General features: G+C 39.4%; 7 protein-coding genes. 4 read left to right on the top strand and 3 right to left on the bottom strand.

Annotated features, from left to right (window positions below):
- Positions 1 to 22: 22 nt before the first annotated feature.
- Together IEE83_RS32040 and IEE83_RS33770 are read right to left on the bottom strand one after the other, a co-directional pair.
- A complete protein-coding gene (locus IEE83_RS32040) occupies positions 23 to 232 on the bottom strand; it encodes a Sec-independent protein translocase subunit TatA/TatB (protein ID WP_137338602.1) in 210 nt (69 codons plus the stop codon).
- 68 nt (positions 233 to 300) lie between these two features.
- The gene (locus tag IEE83_RS33770; protein WP_194124771.1) at positions 301 to 732 is read right to left on the bottom strand and encodes a YkvA family protein; all 432 of its coding nucleotides are present in this window, start codon (positions 730 to 732) and stop codon (positions 301 to 303) included.
- A gap of 191 nt (positions 733 to 923) precedes the next feature.
- Here IEE83_RS33770 and mdh point away from each other — a divergent pair, with 191 nt between their 5' ends.
- Both mdh and IEE83_RS32025 read left to right on the top strand, forming a co-directional pair.
- Positions 924 to 1,850 carry a malate dehydrogenase gene (gene mdh / locus IEE83_RS32030; protein ID WP_194124770.1) on the top strand — a complete coding sequence of 309 codons (927 nt, stop codon included), beginning with the start codon at positions 924 to 926 and terminating at the stop codon, positions 1,848 to 1,850.
- A 286-nt stretch (positions 1,851 to 2,136) separates the two neighbouring features.
- Positions 2,137 to 5,157 carry a TonB-dependent receptor gene (locus IEE83_RS32025; RefSeq protein ID WP_194124769.1) on the top strand — a complete coding sequence of 1,007 codons (3,021 nt, stop codon included), beginning with the start codon at positions 2,137 to 2,139 and terminating at the stop codon, positions 5,155 to 5,157.
- Positions 5,158 to 5,238: 81 nt separating this feature from the next.
- Here IEE83_RS32025 and IEE83_RS32020 read toward each other — a convergent pair whose 3' ends face one another.
- Complete coding sequence (locus IEE83_RS32020) at positions 5,239 to 6,621, bottom strand: hypothetical protein (protein ID WP_228102163.1); 1,383 nt, start codon at positions 6,619 to 6,621, stop codon at positions 5,239 to 5,241.
- 173 nt (positions 6,622 to 6,794) lie between these two features.
- On the opposite strand from IEE83_RS32020, the gene IEE83_RS32015 reads away from it, so the two are divergent.
- Both IEE83_RS32015 and IEE83_RS32010 read left to right on the top strand, forming a co-directional pair.
- Positions 6,795 to 9,560, top strand: a complete 2,766-nt coding sequence (locus IEE83_RS32015) for a triple tyrosine motif-containing protein (RefSeq protein ID WP_228102162.1) — start codon at positions 6,795 to 6,797, stop codon at positions 9,558 to 9,560.
- Between the two features lie 168 nt (positions 9,561 to 9,728).
- Positions 9,729 to 12,776, top strand: coding sequence for a SusC/RagA family TonB-linked outer membrane protein (locus IEE83_RS32010; protein WP_194124767.1), 3,048 nt, complete (start codon positions 9,729 to 9,731; stop codon positions 12,774 to 12,776).
- Positions 12,777 to 12,785: the final 9 nt, after the last annotated feature.

The following is a 12,785-nucleotide window of genomic DNA, read 5'->3' as shown; positions in this document are numbered from 1 at the left end:
TGTACACAATACAATGGAAAAACTACTTTGTAGTAGTATCCTCCATGCTTTTTTCAATATTCTCTTTTACGTCTTTAGTCGCGTTCTTGAATTCATTAATGCCCTGGCCCAAACCACGCATTAATTCAGGAATTTTCTTTGCACCGAAGAAAAGCAAAACGAACAAAGCTACCAAAAAGATCTCTTGTCCACCCAATCCCATAATTCCACCTAAAACAGTTACTGATTCCATATCTATTCTTTGATTATATGTTTACAAAAATACTTATTATTTTGAAAAGAACTAAAACTTCAGACACTTTATCCTATATTAATTGTTTTTTCATTCTTTTCCCATTCACTGAATTTATTAATATCTTCTCCCAAAGTCCTGATCAGCCAAAGTACCAGCGCAATGTCATCCGTAATTCCTATAACAGGCAGAAAATCAGGAATCAGGTCAATTGGCGATACAAAATAAATGAGTACTGCAACAATCGATACCAGACTTTTCCAGGGCAAATTCTTATATGCACCCGAAGAGTAAGCTTTTACCATCCGGACCAGCAACTGAACGCTACCCTGAAATTCTGCCAGATTACCCTTAAATCCTACATGCTTTAACTTACTGACAACTTCACCTGCCAATTCAAAAAGACGACTGGCATTACCAGCGTATCTTCCTGCCTTTCCGGTTGCTTTTTTGAAAAATATGGAACGTAATATTTTCGCGATCAACGATTCGTCATTCATTTCTTAAATAAGAAAAAGTGGTTTGTGATGCCAATATAACTATCTAATTACGTAAAAAATTGCATTTCGGATCATACCAAACTACTTTTCTTACAAAAATTAAAACAGGGTGTGGTTTTAACAAATTAAGTAACCTATTTTTAGGATATATTTCAAAACATTAATTTTTATACAATTAACTATATTTTTTTATGAAGATTACAGTCGTAGGCGCAGGTGCTGTGGGTGCAACCACAGCAGACAATATTATTCGTCGCGAATTGGCGGAAGAATTAGTGTTGCTGGATATAAAAGAAGGTGTGAGTGAAGGAAAATCGTTGGATATGTATCAAACCGCAGCATTGCTTGGATTTAATACAAAACCAATCGGTTCAACAAATGATTATGAAAAAACAAAAGGATCGGACGTGGTGGTAATCACTTCGGGTATCCCACGCAAACCCGGCATGACTCGTGAAGAGCTGATCGGTATTAATGCGGGCATTGTCAAATCTGTAACTGAAAATATTTTAAAATATTCACCAAAGGCCATTATCATCGTCGTATCCAATCCTATGGATACCATGACTTACCTGGCGTTAAAAGAATCCGGCATTCCTAAAAAACGTCTTATCGGTATGGGCGGTGCTTTGGATAGTGCCCGTTTCAAGACATATCTTGCCCTTGCCATGGATGTTTCTCCAAGCGATATTCATGCGATGGTAATCGGTGGACATGGTGATACTACCATGATTCCACTGACACGTTTGGCAACATATAACGGAATTCCTGTGAGCCGTTTTCTTTCAGCTGAAAAGCTGGAACAAATTGCTGCTGATACCATGGTTGGTGGTGCAACACTTACTAAACTTATCGGAACTTCTGCCTGGTATGCGCCAGGTGCAGCTGCTGCGATGATGGTTGAAAGTATTGTTCGCAACCAGAAACGCATTGTTCCATGCGGTGTTTACCTGAATGGTGAATATGGTCAAAAAGATATTTGTATGGGCGTACCGGTTGTTTTGGGTCGCAATGGCTGGGAGAAAATTATCAACCTTCGCCTGAGTGATGCCGAAAAAGCGGCTTATGAAAAATCCGCAGAAGCAGTTCGTGCTATGAATGGAGCATTAGCTTTATAATTCTCCTTTTTTCTGTAAAAGCCAGCCTTGAAATTCAGGGCTGGCTTTTATGCTTAAGACCTTTTCAAAAATTACAAGTGTCCTAATCAAAGAAAAATTTGGTTACCAAATCAGGTTTTCATAGTCATAACGATTTTTTAGACAATCTTGATTCGTTAAAATATTGTATGGTTTAAAATGATTATTACAATTATAAATTTTATAATTTAGGTTTTAATTGTTATATTATTCTTATTGCAATTATTTATTTAATCAGTCTTATCAACTCACTAAACAATTATGGAACATGAAAAGAATTCTAATGTTATTATCCCTTACCTTACTTACAGCTGCAACTTATGCGCAGGGAATTAAAGGCAAAGTGACCGACGAAAAAAGCGGTTCAGGTATGCCAGGAGTTACCATTTTAATTCAGGGAACGAACAATGGAACTGTAACGGATGCGGAAGGAAATTATAACTTGTCCATAGGCTCCGGATCGTATCAGGTAGTAGTAAGTTTTATTGGCTATACAACACAAACGATTAAAGTAGATGTTAACGGACAAAAAGAACTGAATGTTATTCTTGCGGAAGGTTCTTCCGTTTTAGATGAAGTCGTAGTTACGGGTTCCCGTGGCGGTGGTCGTGTCAAAACAGAAAGTCCGGTTCCGGTTGATGTCATCAACATTCAACAGATGACTACACAAGCTCCTCAAAATAATCTCAATCAAATCCTGAACGTTGTTGCCCCATCTTTTACTTCCAATACGACTACGGTTGCAGACGGAACAGATCATATTGACCCGGCGCAACTCCGTGGTCTTGGTCCGGATCAGGTTTTGGTGTTGTTAAATGGAAAAAGAAGACATACTTCTTCGCTCGTTAACGTAAATGGTACACCCGGACGTGGTTCCGTTGGTACCGATTTAAATGCAATCCCGGCTTATGCCATTGAAAGGATTGAGGTACTTCGCGATGGCGCTTCTGCCCAATATGGTTCAGATGCGATTGCAGGTGTTATCAACGTGAAAATGAAAGAAGCAACAGGAAAATTGAATATGTCGGTTTATGGTGCAGGAAATTTTTCCCAGGGCGCCAATGATCACACAGGTGGAATGGACGGAGGAAATCTTCAGGTCGATGCCAATTATGGTCTCAGACTCGGACAAAAAGGTTTTATCAATTTCACAGCCTCTGCACTCACCAGAAAACCTACTTCTCGTGCCGATTTTGCCACAGGAAATATTTTTAATGCATACAACGCGATTGAATACAGAACCTTGCAAAGCGGCGGAAATGTCGGAGGACTGGTAAATAATGTTGCTGCTATTAAACAAGGAGCCTTGGGCGTTAGTTATCTGGATGCTGCAACGCAAAGTTCTATCGCAGCCGCAAATTCCATCGGAGATCTGCAAAAAGTACTAGGCGCCGACGTAACTGATAATGAGCTGGCTTACCGCGGATTGGAAAGAAAAGATTTCAATATGCGTGTTGGCCAGTCGGAACTAAAAAGCATTCAGCTGTTTGCAAACATGGCGATTCCTATCAACGAAAACCATGAATTTTATGCTTTTGGCGGTTATGGAAAAAGGAAAGGGAATGCTGGCGGTTTTTACAGAAGACCAAATCAGTCAAGAACTTACACAGGTCTTTTCATCAATGGTTTTCTTCCGGAAATTCATTCGGACGTTATTGACGCTTCTGCTGCTGCGGGTATTCGCGGTAAACTTGGCCAATTCAATTATGATCTGAGCAATACTTTTGGTTCCAACACATTTAACTATGGTGTAGAAAATACTGTTAATACCACATTGCTTCAAAACTCTCCGACTGTCTTTAAAGCCGGCGGATTAAATTTCAAACAAAATACAATCAATCTTGATCTTAACCGGAAATTCGATGTGCTGTCTGGTTTAAATCTTGCATTTGGTGCGGAAGGCCGTTTTGAATCTTACAGAATTAATGCTGGTGACGACAATTCATGGGCGCGTTATGATGTAAATGGTCAGGTCATAACGTCATCAACACAAGTAGTTCCAACAGATTTCTTCGGAGCTGCACGCCCCGGCGGAGCTCAGGTTTTTCCTGGATTCAGACCAGAAAATGCTCAGGAAACAAAGGATGCAAATCGTCAGAGTGTAGCCGGATATGTTGATGCAGAACTGGACATTACGGACAGATGGTTATTAGAAGGAGCTGTTCGTTTTGAACATTATTCGGATTTCGGAAGTACTACCAATTTCAAACTGGCAACGCGTTACAAACTGACGGACAATATTAATATCCGCGCCGCAGCCTCAACAGGTTTCCGTGCACCTTCACTTGCTCAAATCTATTTCAATTCTACCTCAACCCAATTTGTCGGCGGAGTTCCTTTTGAAGTTGGTACATTTAGTAACGCTTCCCAGGCAGCGCAATTGTTGGGAATTCCTCAGTTGAAACAAGAAAAATCAAAAAGTTTAAGTGCAGGGTTTACAGCGAAAATACCCGGCGCCAATTTGACAATTACGGCTGATGGATATTTTGTCCGAATCAACGACAGAGTTATTTTAACAGATCAATTCTCTCGGCCAAGTGGTACGGTAACAGGTTCTGCATTGGAATTACAACGCTTGTTTGATCAGGCAAATGCAACAGCTGCGACTTTCTTTGCCAACGCAATCAACACAGAATCAAAAGGCGTAGACCTTGTTATTTCGCATAAAACAAACTTTGATAACGGCGCAACATTAAGAACAGATTTGGCAGGAACAATATCTCAAACCAAACAAGTTGGTGATATTAAAGCCTCTAAAATTCTTGCTGATAATGGCCAGATCAACAATTATTACTCCGAAGCTTCAAGAATCTATTTGCAGCAGGCATTTCCAAGAGTGAAGTTTAACTGGAGTCATTCTCTAACAGTTAACAAACTTGACCTGTTTATCAGAAATGCATATTTCGGAAAGGTAACTGATCCAAATACGGTTGATGTAAATGGTGATGGTTTTATTGGAGCAAAAATTGTGAATGGATTGGCCGTTGAAACTGAACATCCGGTTTGGGGCGGACGGTTAATCACCGATCTTTCTGTTGGGTATCAAATTACAAGTTTTGTTAAAATTGTCGTGGGCGCTAATAACATTTTTGATATTTATCCCGACAGAAATTACAATCCAATCACGGCAAAAAGACCAACCGGTGTTGAAAACGGCAAAATTCTTTACAACGCAGCAGCAACCACTGTCGACCTTTCTAATCAAAATCAGTTTGTGTATTCAAGAAACACTTCTCAGTTTGGGATGAACGGAAGATTATTATTCGCCCGTTTAAATTTCACTTTTTAAGTCTAATAAAATATCAATCACAAAAAATGAGGCTGCAAAATTTCGCAGCCTCATTTTTTGTAAATCAAAGCAATCAAGCTATTAGATTGAAACCTGATATTGAAGAATCCAGGATCCTTTCCTCATATCTTTTTGAAGTTCATTTGAAAGCGTACTGTTTTTGTATACCGGACGGTTTTCATAATTTAACGTCAGCTTGCCATTATGACCTTTCATCAGCCAGTTGACACCCAAATTGTAAAGGAGCACCGGATCCCACAACCGGTCATAATCCGAATACTGCAAAGATGCATAAGGCATCAGCGTACCCTGACTGCCCAATAATCCATCTTTAAATTTATAGCCAGCCTGCGAATAAATCACATTTCCGGTTCCAAACATCGGATAAGCATTTCCATGTGTTCCACTTACACCCGTTATAGGTAAAGTTGTTCCGGTTGCCGGATTCATACTTCCATTATACCGAAGATATCCCTTTCCATAATCTGTATGAAAATAGCCCAGATAAGCAGATACCGCAGTTCCCTTTTCCTTATTTACGGGCATATCCAGATAAGACGCGATTGACCAAAGATTCATATTGCTATACAAAGTATCAACGCCTTCTTTTCGCCATAAGGCATTTTTCTGAGCGATGAAACCAGCTTCAATATTCAGGATTTTCCGTTTGCCAAGATAGGTTCCGGTCGTGTATCCTGGCGTTGTATTATCTTCCGTATCAAAAAGGTTATAGATAAACAATCCATCAAATTGTTTTTTATGTTTCTTTTGGGCAAATACCGAATTGGCATTTAAAGCAGGAGGAACTGCGCCATTTGTCTCAATAGGAAATGGATCCGCCACACTGATCCGGTAATTTATCTTTCCAATTTGTCCACGACTATAAACAGCAAGTTTTCTTGAAAACTGATCCGTTTGATCTGCCGTTGCCTGTGCAAAAATGGGAACATCCATGGTCATGATTGTTGAAATACTTGGCTGAGAAAAGCGGGAAAGTCCGTTCACGATCGTCAGGCCACCTCCGAAACGGATAAAACTATTTCCCTTTCTCTGAACTTCATATTCTCCAAGGGCGTCATGAAAGAAAGCCGCCACTTTTCTGTTGCTCGGCGTTCCGGCAGTATTGTATCCCGGGAAACCATTTGTCTTATTAAAATTGTTCAATCCAAACTGGGTATAGAAAAATATCCTGTCAGTAATCTGACCAAATAATTGCAATCTTGTTCGGCGCAGACCTATATCAAAAGTTTGAGAAGCAGGATCCGAAAGTACAGTCGTACCGGGATTATTATCGTTCAATCTAAACCAGACCTGATTGGTGAACGTAAATTTAACATAATGATAACCAGAGGGATTCAGGCTGTAACGTATGTCACTTTTGTTGTTATCGTCGGTAAGTTTGACCTGAGACATTGCAACAGATGAAATTAGTAAAAGCAAGGCAAGTACTATTTTTATTACCATATACGTTGGTGGTTTTAAAATGCATGAATTGTATGATACTGTTAATAATGAGATAAAACGAGATTAAAAACAAATTAAAAATGATTTTTTCCAAGGCAAAAGAGTGTTTTTTCAATATATCGTTTTACAATCAATCTAATAACCAGAACCGTATCAAAAGCTGTTTTTTATTTTTGCTTGTTATACTTCCTCTCCTGGCAACCGCTCAGGAAACGCCGCAGCTTATTAATTTCCCCAATACAATTTATAAAGCCCATAACCAGAACTGGGCGATAGATCAGAGCAAGGACAACATTATATATGCTGCCAATTCGGATGGTTTGCTGGAATATGACGGGGCTGCATGGAAATTATATCAACTGCCTAACAGACAAATAATTCGTACAGTTTTGTGCGACACTTTGATCAATGGAGATTCACGCGTTTATGTTGGGGGATTTTCTGAATTCGGTTATTGGCAAAAAACTGCCAAAGGACAGCTTATTTATCATTCATTAAGTCAGAATGCCAATTTTACAAGTCTGAAAACGGAAGAAATCTGGCATATCACAAAAGCAAAAGATGCCATCTATTTTCAATCATTTGCAAGAATATATAAATATGATGGCAAAAAAATAACAGAACTGAAATCGTCAGGCAATTTCATGTTTATCCGGAATGTGCGTAACCGGCTTTTTTTCCATATGCTGACAAAAGGTTTATATGAATTGAAAGACAATAAGTTTTTGCCTCTTCCGGGAACTTCCCTTCTATCCAATGCTGTCGTTTCCGGTATTCTACCCTTTTCAAATAATCGTCTTTTGATCACAACCACAAAACATGGTTTATTCATTTACGATTTTGAAAAACTAACGGAATGGAAAATTCCGCTTTCCGAAGAACTGAAAAAGAATATTATCAACAATGCACTTGTTTTAAATCCTGACAGCAGCCTTGCACTGGGAACAATATTAAAAGGGTTATATCTTCTTGATAAAAATGGTAATCTGAAATATCATTTCAAGAAAGAAAACGGCTTGCAGAATAACACCATTTTGGCATTAAAAGAAGATAGCCGAAAGCATCTTTGGCTCGGAATGGATCAGGGAATTGATCTCATAAAATTGTCTTCTCCAATCATTTCCTATCAGACCAATGACAATCCGCTTGGCTCCACTTATGCCGCGGCTATCTGGAAAGGGAATCTTTATGTAGGATCCAATAATGGAGTTTTTATAAAAAAATGGTTGTCGGCAGAACCTTTCAGAGCCATTCCGGGACTTGAAGGACAAACGTGGACTCTTAAAGTAGTTGATGGCCAGCTCCTTTGCGGACATAATGACGCGACTTTTCGAATTGAGGAAAATGGTATTACAAGAATTTCGTCTGTAACCGGCGGTTGGGTTTTTCTTCCGGTTGAAACAAAAAACGAAAAACTTTTATTGCAAGGCTCTTATACCGGACTACATGTTTACAAAAAAGATCTCAATGGAAACTGGGCTTATGCTTTTGAAGTAAAGGGAATTCCGCCTATTCCGATCAAACAAATTGTCAGGACAAAAGATGGCTCGCTTTGGCTGGCTCATGCCTACAAGGGACTATTCCGGACCGTTTTGAATGAAAATATGGATTCTGCAAAAGTATGGCAGGAATATAAATCTCCCATTGATATCCCAAGCGAATTTGCTATTGAAATCACGCCCTGGCAACCAAATATCCTTGTTCATTCAGGAAACGGTTTTTTCCAGCCAAATGATGAAAATAAATTAATGCCTTATCTGAATCTGAAAATCAGCGATGGTTATGCTTTTAAAATACGGACAGGAATCGATGGAGATTGGTTCAAGGTTTATTTGAATAAAATTCTCATCACAAATAAAAATGGTACCCGCTTGCTGGATTTATCTCTTTTGAGAAATAATGAGACCATTATTCCATTGTCCGACCAATATTACTTTTTCGGCCTGGATAACGGTTATGCACTGTATGACCGGACTTTATCAGAGAAACCTTTAACAATTACCACGTCTCCCCTAATCCGCAAAGTCGTTAACCTGAGAAACCTCTCAGAAACATTTGACACGAAAATCACTACAACTTTGCCCAAAGATGTCCGGTCCATTCGCATCATGTATGCGTTGCCCGAGTTTGGCCGGAATCTGCAATATAAATATCGTTTAAAAGGACTTTCTGAACAATGGTCGGAATGGACTGAGCAGAGCTACGTAGAGTATACAAACCTTGAATCCAAAGATTATACTTTCGAGGTTAAAAGTAATTTAAATGACCAAATTACAGTTTACCGGTTTTCTGTAAAACCTTATTGGTATGAAACCGTTTGGGCAAAATTGTTATTTGTATTAATGGCAGCAGCAGCGCTTACAGGAATTATGTTTTATCAGGAGAAAAGACTGATCTCACACCGGAAAAAATTATTGGAAGAACAGGAAGATAAACTCCGTCAGCAAATATTAATTAATGAAAGAAGAATCATCGAAATCAGAAACGAAAATCTTCAAAGTGAAATCAAAAACAAAAGTCAGCAGCTAAGTAATGTCGCGATAAATGTTGTCCGCAAAAATGAAATCTTACAGGAAATACGGGACGAACTGCAACAGGTAAAACAGGAACTCGGCCAGCAATTACCAAACATTCATTATCAAAAATTACTGCACAGTATTGAAAGAAACGTTGCCGGAAAAGACGACTGGGTGTTGTTTGAAGAGAACTTCAATGAAGTTCATGATGAATTTTTCAAACGTTTGAAGAAAACCTGTCCTGAAATTTCACCTTCCGAATTGCGCCTTGCTGCATGTTTAAGAATGAATCTTTCCAGCAAAGAAATGGCTCCTGTACTTGGAATTTCCCTTCGTGGTATTGAAATCAAGCGGTACAGATTACGAAAAAAACTTCAATTAGCGAATGATTTCAATCTTAATGAGTATATGATGGAGATTTAAATCATATAGACAAAACCAATATTTTCTTCTTAAAATAACAAATTTCATTGCATTATTCTTATTGATGTAGTTGTGATGTAGTGGTATTTTTGACAATGGCTATTATTACTTCTTAGTTTTGAAGACAATTTAATCTTTGTAAAGTTCAAAATACCTAACTAGAAACCAATGAAAGCAAATGTACGATCGCTGTACTTGTTGATCATTTTTGCGTGCATGACCACACTATCGTTCGCGCAGGGAATCAACATAACAGGTAAGGTCACTTCGGCGACAGACGGCTCCGCACTTCCGGGCGCAAGTATTCTGATTAAGGGTACCACTACGGGTGCTCCAACAGATAATGAAGGAAATTATACCATCAACGTTCCGTCTACAAGTTCAATCCTGGTTGTTTCCATGATCGGGATGACACCACAGGAAATTCCCGTAGGTTCAAATTCAGTAATTAATATCGCACTTCAGGAAGATGCAAAAGCGTTGAATGAGGTAGTGATTGTAGGTTATGGAACACAAAAGAAACTGGATATTACTGGTTCCGTAATTTCAATCAAAGGAAGTGAAATCTCAAAACAATCTTCTATTAACCCTGTCAGTGGTTTACAAGGAAAAGTTGCTGGTGTTCAAATCAACAACTCAGGAAAACCGGGTGAAGCTCCGCAAATTCGTATTCGTGGTGTAGGTACTGCTTATGGTAGCCCCAACCCGCTTTATGTTGTGGACGGAGTTTGGTTTGATGATATCAGCTTCTTGAATTCCAACGATATTGAAAGCATGAACATCCTGAAAGATGCTTCAAGCCAATCAATATATGGTGTTCGTGCAGCAAACGGTGTTGTTTTGATCACAACCAAAAAAGGAAAATCAGGAAAAGCGATCGTTGATTATAATGGCTATGTGGGTGTTCAGAAAGTGACCAACCAGATTAAAATGGCCAATGCCAATCAATACGCAACTGTGACTAATGAACTGAGCGCTATCAACGGAGGAAAACAACTTCTGGATCCTTCTCAGTATGGTGAAGGAACGGATTGGTACAAACAAATTCTTCGCGATGCATTCATTACAAATCATCAGATTTCTGTCAGTGGCGGCGGTGAAAAATCAACTTACGGTTTGTCACTGGGTTATCTGAAACAAGATGGTATTGTTGACAGGAACAATTTCAAACGTTATACGGCCCGTTTTCAAAACGATTTCCAGATCTCTAAAAATCTGAAAGTTGGTTATACAGCAACAGGTGCATTCAGTAAATCAAACGACGAGCCAGGGGTGGCAGGTGGTGGAATTTTCCGTCAATTATATGCAGCTGCTCCGGTAGTGCCGGTTTATAATGCGGATGGAAGTTATGGTGATCCTTCAAAATTACTTCTGGGTGATGCTGTAAATTTCAACCCACAGGTAACAGTTGACGTTTTCAACCAGGTTACGAAAAAAACTTTGCTGACAGCAAACGCATATGCTGAGTTGTCATTTTTGAAAAACTTCACATTCCGTACAAGTTTGGGTGGACGTTATGGACAGGATGAAACACGTACTTATACACCAGTTTATGCGGCGACCTTAGCTCAACGTAATACTAACAGTTTACTGAAATTTGTTCGTCCGCAGGCTCGGTACTGGATTTTTGAAAATACGCTGACCTACACCAAAGAAATTGGCAAACACAGTTTTACTGCACTTCTTGGACAATCAGCGCAGCACGATCAATCCTATCAGCTTACTGCTACTGCACGCGATGTTCCCTATAAAAGTGAAGGTGACTTATATCTTGCTTTGGGGGACGCTGATACTAGAAGTGTAACGGACGAAGGTGATTTGGCGACTTACTCATCTTACTTCGGTCGTGTTAATTATTCCTTTTCTGATCGTTATTTGATCAATGCTTCGTTAAGAGCGGATGGTTCTTCCAAATTCTATCAAGGCGGAAATGCCTGGGGTTATTTCCCATCGGTTGGTGCAGGCTGGGTAATTAGCAATGAGCCATTTTTACAAAACCAGAAAGTATTTGATAACCTGAAACTTCGCGGAAGCTGGGGTAAAATCGGAAATGCTTCTGTTCCTTCGAACCTTTCAACTTTAACGGTGGCAACCGGTGGATCTTTGGCTGCCATTTATGGTAGTACTGTGAACACGGGGGCTAGTATCAATTCTATAATCCCCCCAGTTACTTACTGGGAACGCGGAGTAGGTACAGATATCGGTTTGGAAGCATCGATGATGAAAAACCGTCTTTCAGTTGAATTAGATTATTATACTAAAAAAACAGAGAGAGCCATTTTTGATATTCCTGTTCTAGCTTCTATCGGTACTCAATCTGGTAGTATATTAGGAAACCAGGCTGATTTCCAAAATAAAGGATTTGAAGCATCGATCAGCTGGAGAGATGAAATTGGCAAAGATCTGTCATACAGCATCGGTGTTAACGGTAGCATGAATACCAACAAAGTTTTGTCTGTATCAACAGGTGCCAACCCGATTTATGCGGGTGGTGTAGGACTTACAGGTGGCGCACTTGCTACAAGAACCCGTGTTGGTGATCCTATCGGTTCTTTCTACGGATATATTGTAGACGGAATTTTCCAAAACCAGGCTGAAATTGATGCTTCTGCACAAAAAACTGCAAAACCAGGTGATTTCAAATACCGTGACATCAGCGGATCAAACGGAACACCGGATGGCAACATTACCGGTTTGGACAGACAAGTTATTGGTAATCCGAATCCAAAATATACATACGGTATCAATACTACCTGGAACTACAAATGGCTTGATTTGACATTGGATTTCCAGGGTGTTGCTAAAATCGACATTTACAATGCAAACCTGGGCTGGCGTTATGGAAATGAAAATGTCACCAAAGATTTCTTTGAAAACCGCTGGCATGGAGAAGGAACTTCAAATACGTATCCGTCTGCAAATATCGGAGGTGGCAGCAATTATCTTCCAAACTCATTCTTTGTACAAAGCGGAAGTTATTTCCGGGTTAGAAATGCACAGCTAGGGTTTACTTTACCAACGAAAATCACGGATCGTCTGAAACTGAAAAAACTGAGAGTATATGCCAATGCGCAGAATGCACTTAACTTTTTCAAATACAAAGGACTTTCGCCGGAAGTTAGAGCAACCGACAATAAACCAACAACGGCTGGAATTGATGCCAACGTTTATCCGTTGTCTGCAACTTACAACTTTGGTTTAAATATTACTTTCTAAGATCATCAC

The sequence above is a fragment of the Dyadobacter subterraneus genome (assembly GCF_015221875.1).
GTDB lineage: Bacteria > Bacteroidota > Bacteroidia > Cytophagales > Spirosomataceae > Dyadobacter > Dyadobacter subterraneus.
Note: the sequence above shows the minus strand (reverse complement) of the source record. Positions and strands in the feature narration are given on the sequence as shown.